Annotated in this window: 24 protein-coding genes; 7 read left to right on the top strand and 17 right to left on the bottom strand. The window is 66.5% G+C overall.

Annotated elements, in window-relative coordinates:
* Window positions 1-19: 19 nt before the first annotated feature.
* From NY1_RS01675 to NY1_RS01650, 6 genes are all read right to left on the bottom strand, one after another.
* Window positions 20-1,465 (bottom strand): aldehyde dehydrogenase, encoded by a 1,446-nt coding sequence (locus tag NY1_RS01675; RefSeq protein WP_067707046.1) that lies wholly within the window; start codon window positions 1,463-1,465, stop codon window positions 20-22.
* Window positions 1,462-2,571 (bottom strand): NAD(P)-dependent alcohol dehydrogenase, encoded by a 1,110-nt coding sequence (locus NY1_RS01670; RefSeq protein ID WP_067707043.1) that lies wholly within the window; start codon window positions 2,569-2,571, stop codon window positions 1,462-1,464. The genes NY1_RS01675 and NY1_RS01670 overlap by 4 nt, the downstream gene beginning before the upstream one ends.
* A gap of 149 nt (window positions 2,572-2,720) precedes the next feature.
* Window positions 2,721-3,641 (bottom strand): SCO6745 family protein, encoded by a 921-nt coding sequence (locus tag NY1_RS01665; RefSeq protein WP_067707041.1) that lies wholly within the window; start codon window positions 3,639-3,641, stop codon window positions 2,721-2,723.
* Window positions 3,638-4,570, bottom strand: a complete 933-nt coding sequence (locus NY1_RS01660; RefSeq protein ID WP_174567148.1) for an SCO6745 family protein — start codon at window positions 4,568-4,570, stop codon at window positions 3,638-3,640. The genes NY1_RS01665 and NY1_RS01660 overlap by 4 nt, the downstream gene beginning before the upstream one ends.
* Before the next feature lie 47 nt (window positions 4,571-4,617).
* Window positions 4,618-6,264 (bottom strand): AMP-binding protein, encoded by a 1,647-nt coding sequence (locus NY1_RS01655; protein ID WP_233434162.1) that lies wholly within the window; start codon window positions 6,262-6,264, stop codon window positions 4,618-4,620.
* 91 nt (window positions 6,265-6,355) lie between these two features.
* Window positions 6,356-7,303 (bottom strand): alpha/beta fold hydrolase, encoded by a 948-nt coding sequence (locus NY1_RS01650; protein ID WP_169815290.1) that lies wholly within the window; start codon window positions 7,301-7,303, stop codon window positions 6,356-6,358.
* A 106-nt stretch (window positions 7,304-7,409) separates the two neighbouring features.
* On the opposite strand from NY1_RS01650, the gene NY1_RS01645 reads away from it, so the two are divergent.
* Window positions 7,410-8,198, top strand: a complete 789-nt coding sequence (locus NY1_RS01645; protein WP_067707815.1) for an enoyl-CoA hydratase/isomerase family protein — start codon at window positions 7,410-7,412, stop codon at window positions 8,196-8,198.
* A gap of 30 nt (window positions 8,199-8,228) precedes the next feature.
* Here the strand turns inward: NY1_RS01645 and NY1_RS01640 are convergent, their stop codons facing one another.
* Window positions 8,229-9,263, bottom strand: a complete 1,035-nt coding sequence (locus NY1_RS01640) for a TIGR03857 family LLM class F420-dependent oxidoreductase (RefSeq protein ID WP_084534525.1) — start codon at window positions 9,261-9,263, stop codon at window positions 8,229-8,231.
* Window positions 9,260-10,309, bottom strand: a complete 1,050-nt coding sequence (locus NY1_RS01635) for a phosphotransferase family protein (protein ID WP_169815289.1) — start codon at window positions 10,307-10,309, stop codon at window positions 9,260-9,262. Before NY1_RS01635 ends, NY1_RS01640 begins: the two co-directional genes overlap by 4 nt.
* An 88-nt stretch (window positions 10,310-10,397) precedes the next feature.
* On the opposite strand from NY1_RS01635, the gene NY1_RS01630 reads away from it, so the two are divergent.
* Window positions 10,398-11,609, top strand: coding sequence for an acetyl-CoA C-acetyltransferase (locus NY1_RS01630; RefSeq protein ID WP_067707036.1), 1,212 nt, complete (start codon window positions 10,398-10,400; stop codon window positions 11,607-11,609).
* A gap of 6 nt (window positions 11,610-11,615) precedes the next feature.
* Window positions 11,616-13,763: a 3-hydroxyacyl-CoA dehydrogenase NAD-binding domain-containing protein gene (locus NY1_RS01625; protein ID WP_067707033.1), complete on the top strand. Its 2,148-nt coding sequence runs from the start codon at window positions 11,616-11,618 to the stop codon at window positions 13,761-13,763.
* 2,077 nt (window positions 13,764-15,840) lie between these two features.
* On the opposite strand, the gene NY1_RS01620 is transcribed toward NY1_RS01625, so the two are convergent.
* Window positions 15,841-16,071, bottom strand: coding sequence for a DUF3039 domain-containing protein (locus NY1_RS01620; protein ID WP_067707030.1), 231 nt, complete (start codon window positions 16,069-16,071; stop codon window positions 15,841-15,843).
* Window positions 16,072-16,147: 76 nt separating this feature from the next.
* Here NY1_RS01620 and NY1_RS01615 point away from each other — a divergent pair, with 76 nt between their 5' ends.
* Window positions 16,148-16,585: a DUF3099 domain-containing protein gene (locus NY1_RS01615; RefSeq protein ID WP_084534522.1), complete on the top strand. Its 438-nt coding sequence runs from the start codon at window positions 16,148-16,150 to the stop codon at window positions 16,583-16,585.
* On the opposite strand, the gene NY1_RS01610 is transcribed toward NY1_RS01615, so the two are convergent.
* On the bottom strand, window positions 16,556-17,929 hold the full coding sequence (locus tag NY1_RS01610; RefSeq protein ID WP_084534521.1) for an MFS transporter: 1,374 nt from the start codon (window positions 17,927-17,929) through the stop codon (window positions 16,556-16,558). The two genes, NY1_RS01615 and NY1_RS01610, sit on opposite strands and share 30 nt — an antisense overlap.
* Before the next feature lie 140 nt (window positions 17,930-18,069).
* Here NY1_RS01610 and NY1_RS01605 point away from each other — a divergent pair, with 140 nt between their 5' ends.
* Window positions 18,070-18,978: a GlxA family transcriptional regulator gene (locus NY1_RS01605; protein WP_439955988.1), complete on the top strand. Its 909-nt coding sequence runs from the start codon at window positions 18,070-18,072 to the stop codon at window positions 18,976-18,978.
* Between the two features lie 36 nt (window positions 18,979-19,014).
* Window positions 19,015-19,743, top strand: a complete 729-nt coding sequence (locus NY1_RS01600) for a VOC family protein (protein ID WP_067707025.1) — start codon at window positions 19,015-19,017, stop codon at window positions 19,741-19,743.
* A gap of 11 nt (window positions 19,744-19,754) precedes the next feature.
* Here the strand turns inward: NY1_RS01600 and NY1_RS01595 are convergent, their stop codons facing one another.
* From NY1_RS01595 to NY1_RS01565, 7 genes are all read right to left on the bottom strand, one after another.
* A complete protein-coding gene (locus NY1_RS01595; RefSeq protein WP_233434161.1) occupies window positions 19,755-20,333 on the bottom strand; it encodes a F0F1 ATP synthase subunit B family protein in 579 nt (192 codons plus the stop codon).
* On the bottom strand, window positions 20,330-20,836 hold the full coding sequence (locus NY1_RS01590; protein WP_067707022.1) for a F0F1 ATP synthase subunit B: 507 nt from the start codon (window positions 20,834-20,836) through the stop codon (window positions 20,330-20,332). Before NY1_RS01590 ends, NY1_RS01595 begins: the two co-directional genes overlap by 4 nt.
* 8 nt (window positions 20,837-20,844) lie before the next feature.
* On the bottom strand, window positions 20,845-21,096 hold the full coding sequence (locus NY1_RS01585; protein ID WP_067707019.1) for a F0F1 ATP synthase subunit C: 252 nt from the start codon (window positions 21,094-21,096) through the stop codon (window positions 20,845-20,847).
* A 44-nt stretch (window positions 21,097-21,140) separates the two neighbouring features.
* The gene (gene atpB, locus NY1_RS01580) at window positions 21,141-21,932 is read right to left on the bottom strand and encodes a F0F1 ATP synthase subunit A (protein ID WP_067707017.1); all 792 of its coding nucleotides are present in this window, start codon (window positions 21,930-21,932) and stop codon (window positions 21,141-21,143) included.
* Window positions 21,929-22,357, bottom strand: coding sequence for an ATP synthase subunit I (locus tag NY1_RS01575; RefSeq protein ID WP_233038453.1), 429 nt, complete (start codon window positions 22,355-22,357; stop codon window positions 21,929-21,931). Before NY1_RS01575 ends, atpB begins: the two co-directional genes overlap by 4 nt.
* Before the next feature lie 116 nt (window positions 22,358-22,473).
* The gene (locus NY1_RS01570; protein WP_067707014.1) at window positions 22,474-24,087 is read right to left on the bottom strand and encodes a monocarboxylic acid transporter; all 1,614 of its coding nucleotides are present in this window, start codon (window positions 24,085-24,087) and stop codon (window positions 22,474-22,476) included.
* Window positions 24,084-24,422 (bottom strand): DUF485 domain-containing protein, encoded by a 339-nt coding sequence (locus NY1_RS01565; RefSeq protein WP_067707011.1) that lies wholly within the window; start codon window positions 24,420-24,422, stop codon window positions 24,084-24,086. The genes NY1_RS01570 and NY1_RS01565 overlap by 4 nt, the downstream gene beginning before the upstream one ends.
* 212 nt (window positions 24,423-24,634) lie before the next feature.
* Here NY1_RS01565 and NY1_RS01560 point away from each other — a divergent pair, with 212 nt between their 5' ends.
* Window positions 24,635-26,170, top strand: coding sequence for a DUF7782 domain-containing protein (locus NY1_RS01560; RefSeq protein ID WP_067707008.1), 1,536 nt, complete (start codon window positions 24,635-24,637; stop codon window positions 26,168-26,170).
* Window positions 26,171-26,190 lie beyond the last annotated feature (20 nt).

Raw genomic sequence — 26,190 nt, 5'->3', positions numbered from 1 at the left:
GCCTGTCGCCCCCTCAACATCACGGCAGATAGATCGACTTGTACTGCTGGTACGCGGCCAGGCCCTCGGGTCCGAGCTCGCGGCCCAGGCCGCTGTCCTTGACACCGCCGAACGGTGCGCCATGGTCCATCGTGTAGCCGTTGACGCCGATGCTGCCGGTCTGCACCCGGCGGGCCAGGGCCGCACCGCGTTCCGCGTCGGAGGTCCAGACGGTGCCGCCGAGGCCGTAGGGTGAGTCGTTGGCCTGGCGCACCGCGTCCGCGTCGTCGTCGAAGGGGATGACCGCGAGCACGGGGCCGAAGATCTCCTCGCGCGCGATGGTGGAGTTGTTGTCCACGTCCGCGAAGACGGTCGGCTCGACGTACCAGCCGCGGTCGAACCCGGCGGGGCGGCTGCCGCCGACGGTGATGCGCCCGCCTTCGGCCTTGCCCTTGGCGATGTAGCCCTCGATGATCTCCCGCTGCGCGGCGCTGGCCACCGGGCCGATGACCGTCGAACGGTCCAGGGGGTCACCGATTTTCAGTGAGCGCACCATATCGCTGAGCGCGTCCACGACCTCGCCGTAGCGGCTGCGCGGCGCGAGAATGCGGGTGCAGATGTAGCAGCTCTGGCCCTGGTTCATGAGGCTGGCCGCGAACAGGTTCGGGATGACGGCCGAGAGGTCGGCATCCTCGAGGATCAAGGCCGCGGACTTGCCGCCGAGCTCCAAGGTGACCGGCTTCAGCAGTCGCCCACAGGTTTCCGCAATCGCGCGCCCGGCATCGGTGGAGCCGGTGAACGCGATCTTGTCCACGCCCGGATGGGCGACCAGGTGCGCGCCTGCCGTGCGTCCTGAGCCGGGAACGATATTCAGCACGCCCGCAGGCAGTTCCGCCGCCGCGGCGGCCTCGGCGACCAGCATGGCGTCGAGCACGGTCTCCGAGGATGGTTTCATCACGACAGTGCAGCCGGCGGCCAGTGCGGGGGCGATCTTGAAGAAGGCAAGGGTCTGCGGGAAGTTCCACGGCACGATCGCGCCGACCACGCCGAGGGGTTCGCGGCGCACCTCGGTCTTGCCGACTACGAGCGATCGGCGCACCTCGGCGGTGGGCAGCTGCCGGATGAGCTCGGCGTAGTAGCGGAGCATGGTCGCCGGGACGGTGCCCTCGACGGGTTTGCCGAAGCGAATCGGCATACCGTTCTGTCCACTCACCCGGCGCACCATTTCATCACTGCGCGCGAGCAATTCGACCGCGAAGCGCTCCAGGACCGTAGCGCGGCGCGCCGGTTCCCAGGTCGCCCATCCGTTCGGATCGTCGAAAGCCCGCCGCGCGGCGGCCACCGCCGCATCGATATCGGCCGGGCCGCCGGCGGGCACGGTGCCCAGCAGCTCCTCGGTGCTCGCCGAATACGCTTCGATCCGCCGCTCCGACGACGGCCGGGTCCACACCCCTCCGATGTACAGCGAGCCGTAATCCACGGTCATTGGGTGTCCTTTCCTGGAACCAGTACGGGTTTGATCACCGCACCGGATTTCATGGCCTGCTCGGCGGCATCGATGCGCGTGAGCGGGAAGAATTCGATCAGTTCGTGGAACGGGAAGCGGTCCTGCCGCCACAGCTCGATCAGCTTGGGAATCATCAGTTTCGGCACGCTGTCGCCTTCGAGAATGCCTTTGACGGTGCGACCGAGGGCCAGCTGATCCGGGCGGACCGTCAATGGTTTCAGCTGCACACCGACACAGCCGCACACCCCGCGCAGCCGCAACACGTCGATGGCGCTCGACACCACCTCCGGCACTCCCGTGGTGTCGAGGGAGAAGTCCAGCCCGCCGGGGACCAGCGCCTTGATCGTCTCCGTCAGATTGTCCGCATCAGCTACGAAAGCGTGTGTGGCCCCGAGCTTTTCGGCCAGAATCAGCCGATCCGGATTGCGGTCGACCGCGACGATGGTGCCGGCCCCGGCCACCTTGGCCGCCATGACGGCCGACAGTCCCACCGTGCCGGTGCCGAAGACCGCCAGCGAGTCTCCGGCGCCGACGCCGAGGGAGGTGAAAACCGAACCCGCGCCGGTCAATATGCCGCAGGACAGCGGTCCCAGCAGCTCGATCGGCAGCGCCGGATCGACCTTGATGGCATTGCGCGCCGACACCACACTGAGTCCGGCGAACGACGACTGCCCGAACCAATTGCCCATGACCGGCTCCCCGGCGGCATCCCGCACGGTGGTCGGCCGGCCCGGGCGGAAGCCGGACATATTGCGCGGCCAGAAGGATTCGCAGTAGGCGGGCTGGGCATCGAGGCAATTGCGGCAGGCGCCGCAGAAGTCGAACGACAGCACCACATGGTCGCCCACCGCGAGGTCGGTGACGCCGGGCCCCAGATCGATGACCTCGCCCGCCCCCTCGTGCCCCGCGATGATCGGCGGCTTGCACATCGGGGTGCGGGGCAGGAAGTCGCTGTGGCAGATGCCGGTTCCCGCGATGCGAACGAGAACCTGCCCATATCCGGGTGCGTCGAGCTCGACATCCTCGATCCGGAAGGGACCGTCGGCGGCGCGCAGTACCGCCGCACGCGTGCGAACGGATGTCATGACGCGCTATGGGAACGAGCGGGCGCGCTGGAGAAAGAGGCCACGTTGCCACACCTTTCGGAGATTCGTGTGCACTGCACACATAATACGATACTGACCGCCCGTACAGTCAATAGCTATGTCGTGGCCTCTCCGGGACGACGGGCGACCTACCGCTGCCGACGCTGGGCCGCTGCCCGTGCGGCGATCTGCGCGCCGTAGAGGTCGGGGTAGCCTCCCGCGGCCTGAATCGCCGCGCTCCAGCGGCCGACCGCATCGAGCAGCTCGCCGATGTCGCCGCGCAGCGCCTCGATCGCAGGTCGCAGCTGGCGGTCGGTTGCCGTTTCGATCTCCTCACGCGCCACCCGTCCGGCCGAGGACAGCCGTTCACCGTCGAGCAGGCCACGTTCGCGCAGGCGGCACGTGGCGGCATCTAGTTGCGCGTCGGTCCAGGCCCTGGTGTGCATGTAGGTGCGGGGCGGCAAATCCCACCACCGCTCGCTGAGGAGCCCGATCTCGACTGCGTCGAACCCCGCCGCGAGCCAGGCCGCGGTGTGCGAGTCACCGCGGTACTCACGGAGCCGGTCGGCCAGCACCCAAGCCCGACCGAGTGGGTCGCCGGGCAGATCGAGCGCGCACAGTCCGGCGAACAGCGGCCGGCCCGCCACCGGCAAGGGTTCGATTGCGCGAGTGAGCAGTTCGATCACGCGATCGAGGCCGCCGGGTTTCGCGCCGATCATCCGGCGCAAAGAGTTCGTGGCCCCGCGCCGGCGGGCGGCGGCGATCGAGGCGGGATCGGTGATCATCCAGCCACGCTCGACCGCTGCCGTGACCATGTCCGGTTCGAATACGGCGAACGCCGCGGCGACGACCGCGCCGGAGGCGTACCCGAGGGCCGAGCCGCGACTGGTGTTGTACGCATCGCGATTCGAGGTCTGCACGCCGCCGGGCAGCGCCCCGCGGCCCGCGCCGAATCCGAGCGCCGTGTATTCGGCATTCGCTTCGGCGGAGAAGTACACCTGCCCGGCGAACGGCTCGAGTGCGGCCCACAAGGCGCGCGCTCGGGCACTGACTTCGGCATCGGTGATCATTCGCTCGAACCCGTTCCGTAGCTGACGATCCGGGCCGACTCGAACCGAGCCGCACCGCTCAGATCGGGATAGCTGCCCACCTTCAGCGCCGCGCCCCAGGCTTCCAGCACACCGATGAGCTCGTCGAGGTCGTCACCCAATGCCTCTGTCGCGCTGTGCAATTGCCGATCCGTCGCGATCTCGACGGCTTCCCGCGCCCGCACGCCCGCCGCGGTGAGCCCCTCGGCATCGACGTGGCCACGTGCCATCAGTCGCTCGTGCGCCGCATCGAGCTGCCGCGTCGTCCAACCGCGCGACCGGACGTAAGTACGCGGGGGCAACCCGCGCACCAGCTCGCCGACCAGACCGATCTCGGCGGCGTCGTATCCGGCCGCATTCCAGGCCGCCGTATGCGAGTCGCCGCGATACTCCCGCAAGCAATCGGCCAGCCGCCAGGCGCGACCGAGCGGTCCGTCGGGCAGGTCGAGCGAACACATACCAGCGAACAGCGGCCGCCCTTCCGGCCGTAGCGGTTCCACCGCTCGCGCCAGCAGGGCGGCCACGCGCTCGATCCCGGCGGGACGCGGTCCCAGCACCCGTTCGAGTTGTGCGATCGCGCCGGCGGTACGCGCCGCGGATATCGTCGCCGCGTCGGTGAGCCGCCAACCCTGTTCGACACCCGCCATGACAACGCCCGGCTCGAACACTGCGAAGGCCGCGGCGACCACGTGGCCGGCGACCTGGCCCATCGCCGCGCCGCGACTCGTGAAATACGCTGCAGCATCAGGGGTCCGGACATTGCCCAGTGATCCGCCGGGCGCGAAACCGAGACGTTCGTAGGCGGCGTGGCACTCCGGCGCGAAGTACACCTGCCCGGCGAACGGCTCGACCGCGCCACGCAGGGCACGCGCTCGATGGATCGACTCGTCGGTCTCCGTATACAGAACCACCCGGGCCTCCCTTCCTCGGATGGTTCACAACCTGTTCGCGGACAACATCATTCGGCGTACAGCGCTTCGATATCCGCCGCGTACTTGGCGTTGATGGGCTTGCGCCGCAACTTTCCGGTCGGGGTCAGCTCGTCCCCGCCCTCGTTCCAGAGAGTCGGGAGCACGGCGAATTTCTTGATCTGCTCCACCCGGGCGAGTTTGGCATTGCCCTGGTCCACGCCTTGCCGCACGACCTCGAGCACCCGGGCGTCCTTGGCCAGCACTGCCGGATCGGGTTCGATCCCGAACTTCTCCGCGAACGCCGGCACCGCTGCGCCGTCCAGCGTGATGAGGGCGACGTTGTAGGGCCGCCCGTCACCGATCGCGATCACCTTGTCGATGAGGATCGAGGAGGTGGAGATGGCGCTCTCGATATTGCTGGGCGACATGTTCTTGCCGCCCGCGTTGATGATGAGCTCCTTCTTGCGGTCGACGATGGTGTAGTAACCCTCATCGTCCACCGTCACCACGTCGCCGGTGTGTACCCAGCCGTCGGCATCCTTGGCCTCGGCGGTCTGCACCGGGTCGTTGCGATAGCCCTTCATGGTGAACGGCGCGCGGATCAACAGCTCGCCGTCCTCGAGCACCCGGCCTTCGTAGCCGGGCAGCAGGGTGCCGATGGTGCCGGGTTTGGCCAGTTCCGGCGGTGCGGCGGTGGCCAGGCCGATCTCGGACATGCCCCAGATGTCGGTGACCGGAATGCGTAGCTTTCGCAGGAAATCGAAGACGCCCAGCGGGCAGGCCGCAGCACCGGACATCGCCCACCGCACCTGGTCGAGTCCGAGCTCGGCGCGGATCGCGTCGATCACCTGCGGAACGTCGGCCTCGAATCCGGCACGCAACTGGTCATCACCCGCGAGCTGCAATTCCACGCCCGCCTTGAGCTTCTCCCACACGCGCGGAACTGCCGAGAACACCGTCGGCCGCACCTGCGCCAGCGTCTGCGGCAGCTTGGACAGATCATTGAGGGTCGTCAGTCGAACGCCGTAGACGACACCGAAGTAGTAAGTGACGCATCGGTCGGCGGCGTGTGCCGACGGCAGATACGAGATGACGCGGTCACCGCTTTCGAGCGGGAAAGCACTCGTGACCGCTGCCGCCATCGCCAGCACACCGCGGTGGGTGTGCTCGACGCCCTTCGGCGGACCGGTGGTGCCGGAGGTGTAGATCATGCACAGCACATCGTCGGGCAGTACCGCGTTCCACGCTGCTTCGAAGTCGAAATCCGGTGTGGGTTCGAGCCTGTCGAGGTCGCCGTCCTCCACGACCAGGACGTGGTCGATGTCGGCGCCGGACTCGTGCAGCCTGGCAAGGTACTGGCGCTCGGTCACGAGGATCCTCGCACCCGAGTGGGCGAGCAGATAGTTGATCTGCTCGGGGGCGGAGGTGTTGTAGATCGAGAAGGTCGTCGCGCCAAGATGGTTGGCGGCCATCTCAGCGAGGTTGAACTCGGGCCGGTTGGTGAGCAGGGAGGCGAAAACGTCACCTCGACGGAGTCCGAGGGCCGCCAGCCCGCCGGCGATACGGCGCACTTCGGCATCGAACTCGGCCCACGTATAGCTCTTCGCACCGTCGTAGCTGCGAAGTGCGACGGTATCGGGGTGGGCGGCCACCTGGCGCTGGAATGCCTGTGGCATGGTCTGTGGATCGGGCACGGATACTCCTGGTGAATCACTGTATTGAAGGACTTTTGTCAGTTCGCGGCGGCCTCTGTGACCGTTCGTACAGTCGGCCCGGGAAACGGCGTCAGAAGCTGGTCAGGCCGATCGGCCGTGACGACAATCCACGCAGGCGAACGATCTCGGCATTGAAGTCGTCGGCGTTCTGCATATTGCTGCTGTGCCCGCTGTCGGCCAGTACGACTTCCCGGTCGAGGTGCCCGGCCGCGCGGAACAGTTCCGCAGTGCGCGCCGATTCACGTGGCGGCAGCAGGCCGTCGAGAGCGCCGTACAGCACGGTTGTCGGCACCCGCAGTGCTTTTACACCCTCCGAAGCGTCGATGCGCTGCACCACTTTGGCCCACTGCGACCGCACCCGCCGAGGGCAGGTCGCACCCAACCGCTGAACGAAGTCGACCATGTTCGACGGCGCTTGCGGGGTCAGCGCAGTCCTGCGGACCATCGACCTGGTCAACCGGCGCGGCGGCGCGGGCAAGGGCGCGATAGCCATGGCGGTCAGCCACCGCGACAAGCGATCCTGATGCCTGCTCATGCTTTCCGGGCCCTCCGACAGCCCGGTCGCGGTGTTGGCGAGCAGGGCCGAATCCACGTAGCGCAGGACATCGTCACGGAAATACTTCGCCCAGGCGAGCACCGACGCACCGCCCATGCTGTGCCCGACCACCGTGGCGGGCGCTTCGGGCACGATCGTCGCGGCCAGCACGGCCGACAGATCCTCCGCGAGCACACGGTCGCTGAACGGGCGCGTACCCGCGTCGCTGCGGCCATGGCCGCGCTGATCGTAGGCGATCACTCGGTTGCCGCTCGCCAGTGCGTTGATCTGCGGATTCCAGAACTCGATGGCGACCGACCACCCGTGGACCAGCACGATCGGGTCCAGTGCCGGGTGCCCGTACTCGCGAACATGCAGCGCGGTTCCGTCCGCGGAGTACACCGTTCGAGCCTCCCGCGGTTCCGGGTGCGCCAAAATTCCGCTGCATCCGGCGTCCGGCGGGGCTTTCTTGAATTTCGGCATGCGGCACTCCCTTGTACTCAGCATCAGCCCGACCACGCTTGACGTGAGCGCGGTCACGTGGCAAGACTAAAACTAACCGCACGTACAGTCAATAATGGGAGCTTCGATGTCCGACCCGGTATCGACACAGCAGAATGTCGTCCGAATCGAGCGGCCGACCGAGGGGGTCACGGTGGTGGTACTCGACCGCCCGGCGCGGCTCAATGCCATGAACCCATCGAGCATTCCCCTGGTGACACAGGCGATCCGCCCGGTGGCCGAGGATCCGGAGACGCGAGTAGTGGTTCTGACCGGCGCAGGGCGCGGCTTCTGCACCGGCATGGATCTGAGCAGCCTGGATGAGATGGCGCCGCGCGAGGTGGACGCCACCATCGCGTGGATGCGGGAGCTGCACAGCTTCTCGCTGGAACTGGCTCGGCTACCGCAACCCACGATCGCCGCGGTCAACGGCCCGGCCATCGGCGGCGGCCTCGGTATGGCGCTGGGTTGCGACCTGCGCATCGCCGGGCCGGGCGCGAAGTTCGGAGCGACCTTCGCCAGGATGGCGATCGGGCCGGATACCGGTGTCTCCCATACCCTTCCAGCCACCATCGGGCACGCTGCCGCACTCGAATTGCTGCTGAGCTGCGAACCCATCGGCCCGGATGCGGCCTTGCGCCTCGGCCTGGTCAGCCGGGTCGCCGACGATGCGCTCGCGGCCTCTATCGAGCTCGCCGAACGGTGGGCGCGCATCCCCGCCCATGCGTCGCGCACGATCAAGGAAACCCTGCGCCTGTCGGTGCGCGCCGACCTCGAGACCACCCTGCTCGATATCGAGCCCCGAGCCCAGGCCGAGTTGATCTGCCACCCCGACTTCTTCGCCAACGCACAGGCGTGGCTCGCCGGTCACCACTGAATCATCCTGGGGCGAAATGACTTCGGAGCGCTACCCGGCAGCGGATTCCCGGTAGGCGGCGACCACCGGCGCCAGCTCGCTCGGCGTGGCACCGTGCATGATCACAGCGTCCGCGCCCGCGCTCAACTGGGCGCGGACGGCCGCCGCGCACTGCCGCGCGCTCCCCCGCGCCGCGGCGCTCAGCCATTCCGCGGGCAGTAGACCCGAAATGTGCTCGAGCTGATCATCACTCGCGACCGCGTCGATCGCCCCACGAACGCCGGCGACCACCGGATCGGATCGAAAACGGGTGAGGACAACGGGATCCCAGCGATTGGTGGAGACCAGCAGGTCCCCGTAGAGCTGGAGGTAGGTCGCCAGCCTGCCGACGGTCGCACGCAGGCGGCGGGACTCCGGAATGTGGTCACCGATGGTCGCGTAGCAGGACCACACCCGCACCGACGCCGGATCCCGCCCCGCGCGTTCGGCCGCCTCCTTCACAATGCGCACCGAACGCGCCAAGGTCTCGTCGGTGAAGTAGGTGTGCAGCACGACCTCGTCGAACGCCCGGCCGCCGAGCGCGAGAGTCTGCGGGCCGAAGGCCACCAAGCCGAGTGGAATCGGCTCGTCGAAGCGCGGATCGAGCCGCAGGCGGGTGTAGCGACCTGCCGGGCCGTCGTGATCACGGACGGTCTCGCCGCGCCACAGCCGCCGCATGAGGCCGGCGAAATCCTCCAGTTGCGCGGTCGTCACCGCGGGGAGGTTCCAGGCAGCGAAGGCCTGTGCGCCACCGCGCCCGAGTCCGAGCATGAAGCGCCCCCGGGTCAGCCGATGCATCGTGGTCGCGTAGGAGGCGGTCACCATGGGATGGCGGGTGTTGTGATTGGTTGCCGCCGTGGCGATCCGGATGCGCTCGGAGGCGGCGCCGGCGGCCCCGGACAGCGTGACGGCCTCCTTGACGTCGAACCGCTCGGACAGGAAGGCCGTGCCGAGGTTCAACTCCTCCGCGGCATGGACTTCCTCGATGATCTTGCGCGGATCGGCGCTCGCGCCCGCGAGCAGATAGCAGCCCAGCTCACGATTCACGACAGCGCCTCCGCCGAGTTCAGTTCGAGCACCTGGCGCGCGTATCGCTGCGCCATGGTGAGAAACATCCGATCCCCACGTTCCGTGCGCCGGGCGAGCATGGCGGCATTGATCGACATCAGCATTCCGTGCCACGCGCCACGGCGGTAGTCCCGCCAGCACTCGGCCCACGAATAGCCGCCGACGCCGAGCTCGACAATGCGGTCGTGGTAGCGCCTGACCAGGTCTTCCTCCAGCGTGTGCCGCAGCTCGGCAGGCAGACCGCTACCGAGAAAGTAGGCCACGTCCTCCGGACCGGACCCGATAGCGCACGTCTGCCAGTCGACGACGGCCATCGAGCCCTGTTCTCCGATCAGGACATTGTCCAACCGGAAGTCACGATGCACCACGGTTCGATGGCCTGTCTCACACGACAGCCAGGAGTCGAGGTGTTCGACGAAAAGTTCCCCGGCACAGCGGATCTCCTCACTGATCAGCCCCGAGTACCGGTCTTGAAAGCCCGCCCACAGGCGCGGGGTCACCGCGGCGATACCGGGTCGATCCCGGCGCAGCCACGGCAGCTCCCGCCAGCGGTCCTCACCCCAGCACGGAGCATGCAGGCCGGCGATCTGGTCCATCGCCGTGGCAGCTACTTCGGCGGTGCAGCCGGCCAACTGGTCACCCTGCCGCGCGGGGGTCAGATCCTCGAGCAGCAGCAGGAAATCACCTGTCCCGGAGGAGAATTCGGCCGCGTGGACGTTCGGTGTGCACACCTGCACCCGCGGCGCGAGCTCACGATAGAAGCGCACCTCTCGTTCGTATGCGCCCTCCCGCCGCACTTGTCGCCGGCGTTCGGGATCCGGGTCGGCGAACTTCGCGATCAGGCGCCGAGGCGCCACCGTCGGCCGGTCGTAGTCGATGGTGAGCCGCACGCTCACCGCCACCTGACCGGTGCCGACCGCGACGCTCGACAATCCGACGACCTTCGCATCGCCCCGAACGCCCGCGAGCGCCTCGTCGAGCAGGTCTGTGGTCAGACAGGTCGTGGGATCAACGTTCTTCAGCACGATCCCAGAGTGACATACTGACCGTCCGTACGGCCACTCTGTTAGCATCGCGAGCGGTCCATCCCTTGCGACCGAAAGGAACTACGACGTGCCGACCGAGGCATTCATATTCGAGGCGCTCCGTACGCCACGCGGCAAAGTCAAAAAGGGCGCACTGCATTCGGTGAAGCCTGTCGATCTGGTCGTCGGGCTGATCGAGGAACTCCGGAGCCGATTCCCCGATCTGGACGAGGATCGCATCTCCGACGTCCTGCTCGGCGTCGTCTCCCCGCTCGGCGACCAGGGCGGTGACATCGCGCGCACCGCGGTCCTCGCCGCGAAGATGCCGAACACGGTGGGCGGCGTGCAGCTGAACCGCTTCTGCGGGTCGGGCCTCGAGACGGTCAATCTGGCCGCGCAGAAGGTCCGTTCGGGCTTCGACGATCTCGTGCTCGCCGGTGGCGTCGAGTCCATGTCGCGGGTCCCGATGGGCTCGGATGGCGGGGCCATCGTGGCCGATCCGGCGACCAACTACGACATCGGTTTCGCGCCGCAGGGCATCGGCGCCGACTTGATCGCCACCATGGAAGGCTTCAGCCGCGAAGACGTCGATACCTACGCGGCGCGCTCGCAGGAACTCGCGCACGCAGCCTGGACCGGCGGCTACTTCGCCAAGAGTGTGGTCCCGGTCAAGGACATCAACGGCCTGATCGTGCTCGACCACGATGAGCACATGCGTCCCGGCACCACCGCCGCGGATCTCGCGAAACTGAAGCCTTCCTTCGCCGCCCTCGGCGAGACGGGCGGATTCGACGCGGTGGCGCTGCAGAAGTACCACTGGGTCGAACGGATCGAGCACGTGCACCACGGCGGTAACAGCTCGGGCATCGTCGACGGCGCAGCGCTGCTGCTGCTCGGTACCGAGGAAGCCGGGCGGGCCTCGGGCCTGACCCCGCGGGCCCGCGTCGTCGCGACCGCGGTCAGCGGCGCGGACGCCACCATCATGCTGACCGGTCCGACACCGGCCACCGAGAAGGCGCTCGCCCTCGCGGGATTGACGGTCGAGGACATCGATCTCTTCGAGATCAACGAGGCGTTCGCCGCTGTCGTCCTGAAGTACCAGAGGGATCTGAACATCCCGGACGAGAAGCTGAACGTCAACGGCGGCGCGATCGCGATGGGCCATCCGCTCGGCGCTACCGGCGCGATGATCACCGGCACCATGATCGACGAGCTCGAGCGCCGCAACGGCAGGTACGCGCTGCTCACGCTCTGTGTGGCGGGCGGTATGGGCGTCGCCACGATCATCGAGAGGGTTTGATTCGCCATGACGGACAACATGATCGGCTGGGAGCGCGACGCCGACGGCATCGTCGTGCTGACCATGGACGACCCGAATCAGGGCGCCAACACCATGAACGACTTGTACAAGGCGTCGATGACCGCGACGGTCGACCGGCTCGAAGCCGAGCGCGACGACATCACCGGCGTCGTGCTCACCTCGGCGAAGAAGACCTTCTTCGCGGGCGGGGACATCAAGGACATGATCCGTACTACGCCGGACCAGGCGCAGGCGGTCATGGATGAGCTCGCCCAGATCAAGGGAGCGCTGCGCCGGCTCGAACTACTCGGCAAGCCGGTCGTCGCGGCCGTCAACGGTGCGGCGCTCGGCGGCGGCCTCGAGATCGCGCTCGCCTGCCACCACCGCATCGCGGCCGAGGTGAAAGGCAGCCAGATCGGCCTGCCGGAAGTCACCCTCGGGCTGCTTCCGGCAGGCGGCGGCATCACTCGCACCGTGCGGATGCTCGGCATCCAGAACGCACTGATGGGCGTGCTGCTGCAGGGCCCGCGCCACAGCCCGGCGAAAGCGAAGGATCTCGGGCTGGTCGACGAGCTGGTCGCCTCCGTCGAGGAGCTCGTGCCCGCCGCGAAGACGTGGATCAAGGCGAACCCGGACCGGTGCGTGCAACCGTGGGACGCCAAGGGATTCAAGATCCCGGGCGGCGATCCGTCGACGCCCGCGCTCGCGGCGAGCCTCCCCGCCTACCCGGCCAACCTGCGCAAGCAGCTCAAGGGCACGAACATGCCCGCACCGCGGGCCATCATGGCGGCCGCGGTAGAGGGCTCGCAGGTCGGTTTCGACGACGCGTCGCTGATCGAGTCGCGCTACTTCGTCTCCCTGGTGACCGGCCCGGTCGCGAAGAACATGATGCAGGCGTTCTTCCTCGACCTGCAGTCGATCAACAATGGCGGCTCCCGCCCGAAAGGCGTTCGCACACGCGAAATCCGGAAGATCGGCGTCCTCGGCGCGGGCATGATGGGCGCGGGCATCGCCTACGTCTCCGCACAGGCAGGCTACGAAGTCGTCCTCAAGGACGTCACGCTCGAAGCTGCCGAGCGCGGCAAGAACTACAGCGAGAAGCTCGAGGCCAAAGCGCTCGCCCGGGGCAAGACCACCGAGCAGAAGTCGAAAACGCTCCTGGACCGCATCACCCCGACAGCATCGGCAGCCGACCTCGCAGGCGTCGACTTCGTCATCGAAGCAGTCTTCGAGAACACCGAACTCAAACACAAGGTGTTCCAAGAGATCGAGGACATCGTCGAGCCGGACGCGCTTCTGGGATCGAACACCTCCACCCTGCCGATCACCGGACTCGCGACCGGGGTGAAGCGTCAGCAGGATTTCATCGGCATCCACTTCTTCTCACCGGTCGACAAGATGCCGCTCGTCGAAATCATCAGGGGTGAGCAGACTTCCGACGAAGCCCTGGCCCGCGTCTTCGACTACACCCTGTCGATCCGCAAGACGCCGATCGTCGTCAACGACAGCCGTGGATTCTTCACCTCACGTGTCATCGGCACCTTCATCCACGAGGCGATCGCGATGCTGGCCGAGGGCATCGAACCGGCGACCATCGAACAAGCCGGTTCGCAAGCCGGATACCCCGCCGCCCCACTGCAACTCGCCGACGAGCTCAACTTGAAGCTCATGCAGAAGGTCGCGCTCGAGGCCCGCGAAGCCGCGGAACGCGGCGACGCGACGTTGCCGTCGGACCACCCCGCCCACCACGTCATGGAGTTCATGCTGGAGCAGGGCCGTCCCGGCCGACTCGAGAAGGCGGGCTTCTACGAGTACGACGAACACGGCAAGCGACTCAGGTTGTGGCCGGGCCTGCGCACGCGCTACAACACGACCGCAGGCGAGACCACGCCGATCCGTGATCTCATCGACCGGATGCTGTTCGTCGAGGCCATCGAAACCCAGAAGTGTTTCGACGAGGGCGTGCTCACCGCCTCGGCCGACGCCAATATCGGCTCGATCTTCGGAATCGGCTATCCGGCATGGACCGGTGGTGTGCACCAGTTCATCTCCGGCTACGCCGCCGAGGGCAGGGCCGCGTTCGTACGTCGCGCCGACGAACTCGCTGCCAAGTACGGCGACCGATTCCAGGTGCCTGTTTCCCTCCGCGACTGACGACAGAAGCCGAGCCCGTGCTCTGTGAACTTTCAGTTCCAGGGCACGGGCCGGACGCGAAAATGCACCAGGCGGAATCGCGTCGCTGGCACCCCAGGCAATGACTACAACGCAGCCCTCCAACTCTCGATAGGTCAGGCGCACGATGCACCGCCACTCGTCGATGCGCCGTACCACCGGAGCTAGCGCCGGGTCCGGTTCGAAGTTCGAGAAATTGGGCCGCCGCAAGAACACGGACGGCAGCGACTGGGACTACCCAGATATGGCGTGTGAGTCGATCCACCAGGGCCTTCGTCGCATGGTGGCGGGGCCGAAACCTCTGGATTCCCACCATTCCGGCCGCAGAATGGCACTCAAAATGGCACTGCTTTCCTCCCAGGTCCCACCGATTCGCCCTGTCAGGTTGCCGAATCTGCCCGGTCATGGACGAATAGATTCGCTCGGGCCGGGGTTGTCGTGGAAGTTACGTTTGAGTACCTTCCCAGCAGGGTTGTGCGGCAGAGCGTCGAGGAAGATGGCGTCGCGAGAGATCTTGTAGCAGGCGAAGAGCCCGCACACGATGTGCGCACGCAGATCAGCCCACGGCTGCTGGTAAATCCTGACACCAGGTCGCAGAACTCATATGCGCCCAGGACCCTGCGCGGCGCCGTGACTCGCAGATCTCTCGCGAGATGAACCACAGTCGCTCGAGCATCAGCCGGGCACAGGACCTGGTAGGCAATCACGCGCTACCCGCGCTCAATACATCGCCTAGCCGGGCACACCGGGCTTCACAGTGAGCAATTCGCCCACCATAGCAATCTGTCAGCAATCTGGCGCGCGTTCCGGTTCACCGCGACCTGAGACCACCCGAGGACCTCACCAACCGGATCAGGACCGACTCCGTGCCCCGGCACGACAGCGGACCGCGTGCACGCCGAGTGTCAACTCCCCGCCCAATACCTCAGATCACTAGAAGTTCGCGGGCTTCGAGATACAAACGGGCAGATGGTGATTCGAGTTGGTTTCCAGGAATTCCTCCAACACGATTCGCCATCCGTGTCCGCCGTTGCGGTCGACCGCATCGTCCGGGGCCGACGCCGGTGCGAACCGCTCATTTGATGGAATCGCACCGGCGAGCACCGATTCAGCCGAAGTGGACGTTGGAAATCGGCATGCTCGCGCTGCGCGTGGTGCCCGCGATGCAGGAGGGTGCCGCGGCCAGGCTCTCCGGATATCCGAGCGGATGACATCAAAAGGTACCCTCCGCCCGAACAAAGCCACGCATAGCTCCCTGAACAGCAGAAACAGTCAGTCTTTCAGCATCCACCCACTGAACCCCCAAGATCATCCGCTGACCGGGCGATCTTGGGGGTTCTACCTATTCTGACCTGCCATTTCACCATCTCAACGCATCCCATCCAAGCCGACTGAAACCCTTCGATTCCCACCGTTCCGGCCGCAAAATGGCACTCAAAATGGCACTGCGGTTCCCGCCACATCCCGACATTCCGGGCCCCTCCTCCGGCCAAGCACAGTCGAGAACCGCTCCCCTGCAACTGAAACGACGACCAACAGCCAAAACCGCCACCCCCACTCGAATCGCGCGAGTTCCTGAACGCCCGGGTCGCGGCTAGTGCGTTGTCGGAGCACGTCCAGCGTCACGAGCGAACTCCCATCCTTTGCAGAACGAGCACGCACAACGTGGTCCTCCCGAACAGGACGAGCAAAATACGCCTTCAGGATCGCCGTATGCCTTGACGTGGGATCACCATGGTCGACAGCACTGAGGCCAACAAACCACCGAAGCCTTTGGAACGCACCGAAAATGACACTCACCCTGTCAGGTTGCCGTTTCTGTTGCCGGAACCACCTCCAGGAGCTGATGAAGAACATCAAAATGGCACTCCGCGACCCAACGAAGCCGCACACAACGCCTTGAACAGCAGAAACAGCCAGTCCTTCATCATCCACCCACCGATGAAGAAGGAATCGGCCGCAACGGGCCACTTTGGAACCCGCTGGAAGTGGCACTCAAAGTGGCACTCCACAGCCACAAAACGCCCATCGAGCGGGCGAAATGCCTGGTCCTAGCGCGTCACTTCTTCATCATTTCGTAGATGCGCTTGCACTCCTGGCAGACCGGGGAGCCGGGCTTGGGGGACTTGGTGACCGGGAAGACTTCACCGCAGAGGGCTACTACGTGGGTGCCCATGACCGCGCTTTCGGCGATCTTGTTCTTCTTGACGTAGTGGAAGACCTTGGGGGTGTCGTTGTCGGTCGACTCGTCGGTGGTCGTATCCGGGCGTACGAGGGTGTCTGTGCTCACCAGTACATGATGCCAAATGAGATGCGATCGCCGGCGGCATGTGCATCCTACGCGTCGTAGTGGAAGACTCGGGGGTATGCAAGGTGACGGCGAATCCCAGGCCGAAGTACCAGGTGGCGGCGATCGCCCACAGTTCGAATTCCGCCCGGCTGGTTCGGTTCCCAAGCCCGAGCGGCCTTCCCAGGGGTATTTCCCGGGTGAGAAGGACCACCCGGCGCTGATCACCGAGGCCGCGACGTCGCTCGAGCAGCAGCATCACGACCGGGTGAAGCGGTACACGATCATTATGGCGTTCCGGATTCCGTGCCTGGTGCTGTCGGCGGTGGCCTACTCGCTGTGGGGGAACTGGGTCATCTCGCTGCTGATCATCGGGGTGTCGATTCCGCTGCCCTGGATCGCGGTGCTGATCGCGAACGACCGGCCGCCGCGGACCAAGGACGAGCCCAGCCGGTGGGACGGGCGGCGGAATCAGAAGGAATTGGAGTCACGCCCGCACAACGCCATCGACGGGTGAGGTCGCGGGCTTGCGGCGGATGCTCGCGGACATGAGGGCCGCCACCCCGCACAGCGCGCCCGCGATGTACCAGGCCAGGGTGTAGCTGCCATTCAGGTCGCGAATCACGCCCGCGCCGAAGGCCGCGACGGCCGCGCCGACCTGATGGGAGGCGAAGACCCAGCCGAACGCCACGGGGCCGTCGTCGCCGAAATGCTCGCGGCACAGGGCCACGGTGGGCGGGACGGTGGCGATCCAGTCCAGGCCGTAGAAGATGATGAACGCCCACATGCTCGGTTCCACGTCCGGCGCGAACAGGGCGGGCAGGATCAGCAGCGACAGGCCGCGCAGGGTGTAGTAGCCGACCAGCAGGTAGCGGGAATCGACGCGGTCGGTGAGCCAGCCCGAGGCGATGGTGCCGGCCACATCGAAAACGCCGACCAGGGCGAGCAATCCCGCGGCGGTGGTGGCGGGCATGCCGTGATCGTGGGCGGCGCTCACGAAATGGGTGCCGATAAGACCGTTGGTGGACATGCCACAGATGGCGAATCCGCCCGCCAGGAACCAGAACACGGGTTTGCGGGCCACGGTGAACAGCACGGTCAGCGCCCGCGACGCGCCGCCTTTCGCGGTGGTGCGGACCCCGACCTGGCTGCCCGGTTCCGCGCCGTAGGCGGTGACGCCCAGATCACTGGGGAAATCGCGGATGAACAGCAGCACCAGCGGCACCACCGCCAGCGCCAGCCCGGCCACCACCAGAGCCGGTGTGCGCCAGCCGTGTTCATTGGCCAGGCGCGCCACCAGCGGCAGGAAGATCAGCTGGCCTGTCGCGCCGGCCGCGGTGAGCACACCGGTGACCAGGCCGCGCTGTTGCACGAACCAGCGCCCGGTGATGGTCGCCACGAACGGCATGGACATCGATCCGACGCCGATGCCGACCAGCAGACCCCAGGTCGCCATCAGTTGCCAGGGCTGGGTCATGAACACCGTGAGTCCACTGCCCGCGGCGATGAGCAGCAGCGCGCACGCCACCACCCGGCGGATCCCGAAGCGGTCCATGAGCGCGGCCGCGAACGGTGAAATGAGGCCGTAGAGCAGCACATTGACCGATACCGCCGCGCCGATGGTGCCGTGCGACCAGCCGAATTCCCGATGCAGCGGATCCATCAGCACGCTCGGCACGGAACGGAATCCGGCCGCGCCGATCAGCGCGACGAAGCCGACGGCCGCGACGATCCAGGCCGGATGCAATCGCCTGGACGGTTTCTGGTCCCCGCCGTGCGGCGCGCTGCCGTCGACCGTGTGGGGCGATGCCGGTGCGCCGGGCTGCGATTCGAAGGCGGGATCGGTCCGGATTTCACTCACCGCTGAAGCGTGCCGGATGACGGGCTGGCGATCGAGTGGCCTGGATGCCACAATGCGTCAAGATCTGGCCAACCATTCGAGGAGGCGCCGTGCCGCATCTGGTCGCCGTGCTCGCGCTCGAGCCCATCGTGGGCTTCGATATGACGATTCCCCCCACCGTGCTCGGCTCGGCCAAGGACGCCGACGGGAATCCGCTGTACGAAGTGCACATCTGCGGCGTCAGCCGCGAAACCGTCCAGTCCACCACCGGTTACGGCATCGTGCCCGCCTTCGGCCCGGAACTGTTGGCCCGCGCGGACACGGTGATCATCCCGGGCACCCAGATCCCCGGCCCGCGCACACAGGGCATCCTGCCGCCGGAACTCGCCGAGGCCCTGGCCACCATCCGGCCCGATGCCCGCATCGTCTCGATCTGCACCGGCGCGTTCGTGCTCGGTGCGGCCGGCCTGCTCGACGATCGTCACGCCACCACGCACTGGAAGTTCGCCGACATGTTCCGCTCGCTGTATCCGCGGGTGCGGCTGGACGAGAACCAGCTCTTCGTCCAGGACGGAAACCTCTGGACCGCAGCGGGTCTGGCCGCGGGCATCGACCTGTGCCTGCATCTCATCCGCTCCGATCACGGCAGCGCGGTGGCCAATCGCTCGGCCCGCTACTGCGTGGTGCCGCCGTGGCGCGAGGGCGGGCAATCGCAGTTCATCGAACGGCATCTGCCCGAGCCGGGCGCCGACGGCACCGCGCCCACCCGGATGTGGGCGCTGCGCCATCTCGATCACGAACTGGACCTGAATTCCCTTGCCACGCACGCGTGTATGAGCGTGCGCACCTTCACCCGCCGGTTCAAGGCCGAGACCGGGATGGCGCCCGGCGCGTGGGTATTGCAACAGCGGTTGCGGCACGCCCGGCACCTGCTGGAGTCCACCGATCTGGCCGTCGATGCCGTGGCCCGGTCGGCCGGCATGGGCACCGCCGCCTCGCTGCGCCATCACATGCGCGCCGAGGTCGGGGTGTCGCCGCAGGTCTACCGCAAGACCTTCCGGGCGCATTAGCGTCGAGACGGCTATTCGCGAAAGATGGGAGACAGCATGACGATTCGCTGGATGTGGGCGTTCCTGGACCGTCCCGCCGCGCAATTCGACGAATGCGCCGAGTTCTGGTCGGCGGTGACCGGCACCACCGTCTCGGCGAAACGCGGCGAGAACTCCGAATTCGTGACGCTGCTACCGGATTCGGGCGGGGCGACGGTGAAGATGCAGGCGGTGCCGGACGCGGCCCGGGTGCATCTCGATCTGGACGTGGACGATGTCGCCGCCGCGACCGAGCGTGCGATCGGCCTGGGGGCCACGCTGGTGCTGGAGCATCCGGACTACATGGTCCTGAAATCGCCGCACGGCATGACGTTCTGCTTCACCCCGTCCGGGCGCGGCGCGGGTGAGCTCGCGCCGACCGTGCGTGGTCCGGCGGGCGATCGCAGCCGGCTGGATCAGGTGTGCGTGGATATCGGCGCGTCCGACTACGAGGACGAGGTCCGGTTCTGGACCGAAGTGACCGGGTGGCACTGGACAGCGGGTAGCCTGCCCGAATTCTCCCGGCTCACCGCCGATCCGCGGCTGCCCATCGGCATGCTGCTGCAACGGCTTACGGAAGACCGGCCGACGTCGGCGCATGTGGATCTGGCGTGCACCGATATCGAGGCCACCGGCGCCTGGCACGAGAAGCTGGGCGCGCGGCAGGTGGAGCGCGGTCGCCATTGGCTGGTCATGGCTGATCCGGCCGGGCAGGCGTATTGCCTGACCGGCCGGGAACCGGCCTGACACCTACGTGTTCAGTTGCGCTTCGGCTGTGTCGGACGTTGCACGGCCGGAGCGGAATTGGCCAGGGCTTCGAGATCGTCGAGGAATTTCTCGATGCTCTCGGAGCGGGCTTGCGGGGTGCTGATGTGCTCGCGCACTTTCTCCTCGGTGAGCGCCAGCATGGCGGCCGAGAGATCGACCTCCAGGTCCCGGATCAGCTGCCTGCGGAATTGCAGGATCTGATCGCGGCCCTGGCGGCGCACCCGTTCGACTTCGGCGGCGGCGGCCTCCCGCATCTGAGCGATGATGCGATCGGCGTCGACGCGCGCCTCCTCCCGCATGCGCTCGAGTTCGGCCTGGGCTTCCGACATCGCGCTGTCGTACGCCGCTTTGGCGTTCTCCAGCCGGGTCGCCGCTTCGGCGCTCTCCTCGAGTTGTTTGCGGATGATGTCCTGGGACTTGGTCATCGTCTTTCTGACAAAGGGCGCAACGTATTTCACGATGAACCAGACGATGACGACGAACCCGAATAGCTGACTGAAGAAGACGGGCCAATCGAAGGTGATGTCGTACAGTCCTTCGGCGACATAGCTGTCGTCGGTGAGGATCACGATGACCCCCGTCCTCTCTGGTGGCCGGCACTGGTCCGGGCACGGTCGTTCACGCCGAGCATCCGATCGGCCAGGTTCTGGGCGAGCGGTTCGACTGATTCGCGTAGTTCGGCGGCGACCTGGTCGGCCTCGGCACGCAGGTGTGCCGTGGACTCGGCCACGATGTGGTCGGCCTCCTGCTGCGCTTCGGCGCGCAATTCCTCGAGAATGGCCCGGCCTTCGGCACGCGCTTGATTGCGTATCTCGGCGGCCTCGGATCGGGCCTTCTCCATTGCGGTCTGGTAGCGCTCTTGCGCGTCGCCGAATATCTCGTTGGCTTCCTTGGCGGTCGCCGTCGTGCGTTCGACCCGTGCCTCCCGTTCCGCCAATACCTTCCGGATCGGCGGGACGACGAAGAACCAGATGACTCCGAGCACGATCAGGAAGATCGCCAGCTCGGCGAAGAAGGTGCCGTTGGGGATCAGGAAGTTCCCCGCGGCCTCCACATCCGTTCTTGGAGACATGATTTCGCCTATGCTCCCGGGGTGGCGAAGACGAACAACGCCATGAACGCGAGATTGATGAAGTACGCCGCTTCCACCAGACCGACGGTCAGGAAGAAGTTGCCGCGCAGTTTGCCCTCGGCCTCGGGTTGCCGGGTGACGCCATTGATGAGCGCGGCGCCGGCGAGACCGTCACCGATTCCCGCGCCGATGGCACCGCCCGCCAGGATGATGCCGCCGCCGATGAGAGCGCCCTGGACGATTGCCGGATCTGCTGCCATTTTTCACTTCCTTATCGGAATTAATCCCCGAACGACTGTGCCGTTCAGTGTTTCTCATGCTCCAGCGACATCGACTGGCTGAAGTACAGGACGGTCAGCAGGGAGAAGATGAACGCCTGAATGGCTCCGACGAAGAGGTCGAAGAGTTTCCATACGGCATTCGGACCCCAGCTGATCCAGAACGGGAACAAGGTGATGACGGCGACCATCACACCGCCGGCGAACATATTGCCGAAGAGTCGCAGGGACAGCGACAGCGGTTTGGCGATCTCCTCGATCACATTGATGAAAATCATGGGGCCCCAGCCGGTGTGGCCCTTGAGCAATTGTTTGGCGTGATTGCCCGCGCCGCGCCGCCAGATGCCCGCGCCTTGGTAGAACAGGAAGACGAACAGCGCCAGCGCGTAGACGAAATTCACGTCCGAGGCGGGCGGGGCGATGAGCTCACCGTCGCCGTATTGCACCGGCAGGATGGACAGCCAGTTCGACAGCAGGATGAAGGTGAACAGGGTGACCGCCAGCGGCAGCGCGAACGGCGCGACCTTCATGCCGATGGCGCCCTCGACCTGGTTCCGCATTGCGATCGTGACGGATTCGAAGAACAGCTGCACACCGTTGGGCACGCCCGAGGTGAGCTTGATCCGCAGGTAGAAGGCCAGGCCGAGCACGATGAGCGCGGCTACCGAGGTGGAGACGATGGTGTCCACGTTGAACTCGAGACCCCACAGCTCGGCGACGGCGTGTTCGCCCACGTGGATCTTCGGCTCCGAGTCCCCTTCGGCGGCCAGAGTCGTGGTTACGGTCGTCTGAGCTATCGGAGCAATGGGAGGCGTCATGAGGATTGCCGAAGTCCTTTCACCTCGGGCACCACGGTGTGGAGTACCAGGATGATCTGAAATAGCGCCAGGCCGAAGAAGATTCCGATGCCGTAGGGCCGGGTGAACATGGCGATCACGATGGCCAGGCCGGTGAGCAGTAGCAAACGGGAAGCAGACGACAGGGCCATTTTCTGCTTGCTGGGTGTTTCCGAATCCGTGATGCGCACAATGGACATCCAGGTCACTTGGGCATTCAGCCAGCCGAGTCCTAAACCGGCGCTTATGAAAACACCCAGCAACAATCGTTCGAACACTCCAGCAGCCATCAACACCAGGACGCCGATCGCGAGTGCAATTGCAGTCGCGCGGCGCATTCGGAGCCTGTTGACGTCCACTTGCGACACCGCCTCGCCCTCATCCCACCTCGTAGTGGGGCCGTGCATGATCAATAGCATACACAGCCCAACCACGTTGCGCGGCAATAATTCTGATCTTCAATTTTTTGATCTTGATATTTATCAAGATCATTCAGTTAATTTTCCGCGACAATTTTCCGATATCAGTGCTGGACAGCCTTTTCCGCGCCCGCGCCGGTCAGCGAACGCACCTGCATCTCTTCGTACTTGGCGTCGTTTCGCTCCCTGGACAGCACGGTGCCCAGCCAGCCCAGGGCGAACGAGGCCGGGATGGAGACCAGGCCCGGATTGGCCAGCGGGAACCAGTGAAAGTCAACGGTTTTGAGCATGGCGGTGGGTGCGCCGGAGACCGCCGGCGAGAACACGATCAGTACGATGGTGATGGTCAGCCCGCCGTAGATACTCCACAGCGCTCCGGCGGTATTGAAGCGCCGCCAGAACAATGAATACAGAATGGTCGGTAGGTTTGCCGAGGCGGCCACCGCGAAGGCCAGGGCCACAAGGAAAGCCACGTTCTGATTCTTGGCCAGAATCCCGCCCACGATGGCGAGCGCCCCGATCACCACCGCCGTGATGCGAGCGACCCGCACTTCACTGTCCTTGCCCTCGCCGCTGCCCTTCTTGATCACATTGGCGTACACGTCGTGCGCGAACGACGCCGACGCCGTGATGGTCAGCCCCGCCACCACCGCCAGAATCGTCGCGAAGGCCACGGCCGCAACGAATCCCAGCAGCACCGGCCCGCCCAGTTCCAGGGCCAGCAGCGGGGCCGCGGCATTCTCCTTCCCGGGCGCTTTCGCGATCTTGTCCGGCCCGACCAGCGCCCCCGCGCCGTACCCGAGCACCAGGGTGAACAGATAGAACACCCCGATCAGCCCGATCGCCCACACCACCGAGCGCCGGGCGTCCTTGGCCGTCGGCACCGTGTAGAAGCGCATCAGCACATGCGGCAGGCCCGCCGTCCCGAGCACGAGAGCCAGTGCGAGGGACAGGAAGTCGATCTTCGTCGTACCGGTCTTGCCGTAACGCACGCCCGGTTCCAGGAGCTTCTCCCCCACCTTCCCGCCGTGATCGACCGCCGCCTGCAGCAGGCTCGACAGATTGAATCCGTACCGCCCGAGCACCCAGATGGTCATCGCCCCCGCCGCGCCGATCAGCAGTACCGCCTTCACGATCTGCACCCAGGTGGTGCCCTTCATCCCGCCGACGAGCACGTAGATGATCATGATTGCGCCCACCACGGCGATCACCAGATTCTGTCCGGCAGCACCGGATACGCCCAGCAGCAGCGAGACCAGCACACCCGCACCGGCCATCTGGGCCAGCAGATAGAACAGGCTGACCGCCAGCGTCGAGGTGGCGGCCGCCGCCCGCACCGGACGTTGTTTCATCCGGAAGGCCAGCACATCGCCGAGCGTGAATTTGCCGGTGTTCCTGAGCAATTCGGCCACCAGCAGCAGCGCCACCAGCCAGGCCACCAGGAAGCCGATCGAATAGAGGAAGCCGTCGTAGCCGTAGAGCGCGATGGCCCCCGCGATGCCCAGGAAGCTGGCCGCCGACAGATAGTCCCCCGAGATGGCGATGCCGTTCTGCGGTCCGGAGAAGGCCCGCCCGGCCGCGTAATAGTCGGCGGCCGTGCGGGTATCGCGGCTGGCGCGGAACACGATCACCAGGGTGATCACGACGAAGGCCGCGAAGATGGAGATATTGAGCAGCGGGCGGCTGCCCTCCACCGCGGCGGCGAGATTCGCGTTCATCGGACCGGTCCTTCCAGCTCACCGCGCAACTCGTCGGCGATGGGATCGAGCCGCCGGTCCGCGTAGCGCACGTACAGGCCGGTGATGACGAAGGTCGAGACAAACTGGAGCAGTCCGAGCACCAGCCCGACGGTGATGTTCCCGGCCAGCTTGTGCGACATGAACTCGTGCGCGTAGTCGGCGAGCAGCACGTAGAGCGCGTACCAGGCCAGGAAGAAACCGGTCATCGGGAAGACGAAGACGCGGAATCTGCGGCGGAGTCGCTGGAATTCGGGGCTGTCGTAGGTGTGTGACCAGTCGGGAGCCGGCCCGCCGGTTTCGGTTTCGGTAGTCAACTGCGATACCTCCTCGTGAGCCAGGTCACAGTAGCAACGATCACCCCGCCGAACGGGCGAAATAACCGCAGGTGAGACCACGATTCGGCGTCGATGTGAGGCTCGGTTCGCGTGGTTCATCCTCAGCAACCGACCGGTTTCGCGACGCCGTGGACCGCCGAACCCGCCCCGGCGGCGAATGCCGGAAGGTTGCGGTGGCAGAGTTCGCAGTCATGCCGACGAATCGCTCCCTCGACCTGCGCTCGCCGACCGCCCCGTCCCCGCTCGCCGACCTGGCGCCCGACCTGCGCGCGGCGCTGATCCGGGTCGGCTACGACGCCGACACCCTCCTCGCGGCGCTCGGTGACGACGCGCACGCCGCGCTCGGCCGTGGCGAACCGGTGCCGGTGCGCCGCGCCGCCGACGCGCTGGGCGACCTCGGCACCCTGGTGCGATTGCTGCTGCTCGGCGACACCCTGCCCGAAGACCGAGTGGCCGAAGCGCTCTCACCCGTCGGCATCGACTCCGCGATCGCGGCCGAACTGCTCGAACGACACGACGGCGGCGTCCGCGCGGCCCTGGACCTGCGCCCCCTGGATCTCGGCTACGGCACCCGCTGGGTGCTGTCGGACCTCGACGATTCCATGCGCCGCCGCGCCCTCGACGCCGATCATGTCCTCGGGGTGGGCCAGGCGTCGCTGTCGCTGCTGCGCGCCACGCCCACCCGCGCGACCGGCACCGTGCTCGATCTCGGCACCGGCTGCGGCGTACAGGCCGTGCACGCGGCCTCCTACGGTCAGGTGGTCACCGGCACCGACGTGAACGAGCGCGCGCTCTGGCTGGCGCGCGCCACCGCCGCGCTCAACGAGCTGGACATCGAATTCCTGGCCGGCTCCTGGTTCGAACCGGTCGCGGGCCGCCGCTTCGATCAGATCGTCGCCAATCCGCCGTTCGTGGTCGGCCCCGCGCGCGTCGAGCACACCTACCGCGATTCCGGCCTGCACCTCGACGGGGCCAGTGAATTGGTCATCTCCGGTATTCCGGAACTGCTGGCGCCCGGCGGCACCGCGGCGCTGCTCGCCTCGTGGGTGCACATCGAAGGCCAGGACTGGCGCAGCCGGGTCGCGAGCTGGCTGCCCGACAACGGCATCGACGCCTGGATCGTGCAGCGTGATGTCGCCGATCCCGCCCTCTATGTCGGAACCTGGTTGCGCGATGCCGGATTGGATCCGCGCGAGGAAGCCGCGCAATCCCGGGCCGCGCAATGGCTGGACGCCTTCGCCGCCGACGAGGTCGAGGGCATCGGGTTCGGATTCGTCTATCTGCGCGCGATCGACGGCCCGACCGAATTGCTCGCCGAGGATCTCACGCACGGCTTCGAGGATCCGCTGGGCGACGAGGCGCTCGCGTACTTCGAGCGTTCGGCCTGGCTGCGGGCCGTAGCCACCGATCCGGAGCTGATTCTCTCGACGCGGTTCGAGGTCGATCCGGCGACCGCGCTCGAGCGCGTGTATCTGCCGGGCGAGGACGGCTGGGAGCAGCGGGTGGTCCGGCTGCATCGTGGCAACGGCCCACGCTGGCAGCACGAGGTCGACGACACCACCGCCGCCCTGCTGGCCGGTATGCGCGCCGATGGCCTGCCGCTGCGAGAACTGGTGGAGCTGCTGGCCTTCAGCGAGACCGGCGATGCCGCGACCCCGGAGTTCGAAGCCGCGGTATTGGGCGTAGTGGTCGGTCTGGTTCGACACGGGCTCATCCACCCCCGCTGACCGGATCCGAATCCATGGGG

This window comes from Nocardia yamanashiensis NBRC 100130, from assembly GCF_001613325.1.
GTDB classification, from domain to species: Bacteria; Actinomycetota; Actinomycetes; order Mycobacteriales; family Mycobacteriaceae; genus Nocardia; species Nocardia yamanashiensis.
The sequence above is the reverse complement of the archived record's forward strand: the minus strand, read 5'-3'. Positions and strand labels throughout refer to the sequence as shown.

Bases quoted from the DNA above. Each gene is read 5' to 3' on its own strand.
- NY1_RS01600 (WP_067707025.1), top strand. From the start codon at position 19,015: ATGACGATTCGCTGGATGTGGGCGTTCCTGGACCGTCCCGCCGCGCAA.
- NY1_RS01570 (WP_067707014.1), bottom strand. From the start codon at position 24,087: ATGAACGCGAATCTCGCCGCCGCGGTGGAGGGCAGCCGCCCGCTGCTC.
- NY1_RS01585 (WP_067707019.1), bottom strand. From the start codon at position 21,096: ATGGCAGCAGATCCGGCAATCGTCCAGGGCGCTCTCATCGGCGGCGGC.
- NY1_RS01670 (WP_067707043.1), bottom strand. From the start codon at position 2,571: ATGACATCCGTTCGCACGCGTGCGGCGGTACTGCGCGCCGCCGACGGT.
- NY1_RS01560 (WP_067707008.1), top strand. From the start codon at position 24,635: ATGCCGACGAATCGCTCCCTCGACCTGCGCTCGCCGACCGCCCCGTCC.
- NY1_RS01575 (WP_233038453.1), bottom strand. From the start codon at position 22,357: ATGCACGGCCCCACTACGAGGTGGGATGAGGGCGAGGCGGTGTCGCAA.
- NY1_RS01625 (WP_067707033.1), top strand. From the start codon at position 11,616: ATGACGGACAACATGATCGGCTGGGAGCGCGACGCCGACGGCATCGTC.
- NY1_RS01605 (WP_439955988.1), top strand. From the start codon at position 18,070: ATGACGATTCCCCCCACCGTGCTCGGCTCGGCCAAGGACGCCGACGGG.
- NY1_RS01665 (WP_067707041.1), bottom strand. From the start codon at position 3,641: ATGATCACCGATGCCGAAGTCAGTGCCCGAGCGCGCGCCTTGTGGGCC.
- NY1_RS01645 (WP_067707815.1), top strand. From the start codon at position 7,410: ATGTCCGACCCGGTATCGACACAGCAGAATGTCGTCCGAATCGAGCGG.
- NY1_RS01590 (WP_067707022.1), bottom strand. From the start codon at position 20,836: ATGTCTCCAAGAACGGATGTGGAGGCCGCGGGGAACTTCCTGATCCCC.
- atpB (WP_067707017.1), bottom strand. From the start codon at position 21,932: ATGACGCCTCCCATTGCTCCGATAGCTCAGACGACCGTAACCACGACT.
- NY1_RS01615 (WP_084534522.1), top strand. From the start codon at position 16,148: ATGCAAGGTGACGGCGAATCCCAGGCCGAAGTACCAGGTGGCGGCGAT.
- NY1_RS01675 (WP_067707046.1), bottom strand. From the start codon at position 1,465: ATGACCGTGGATTACGGCTCGCTGTACATCGGAGGGGTGTGGACCCGG.
- NY1_RS01650 (WP_169815290.1), bottom strand. From the start codon at position 7,303: ATGCCGAAATTCAAGAAAGCCCCGCCGGACGCCGGATGCAGCGGAATT.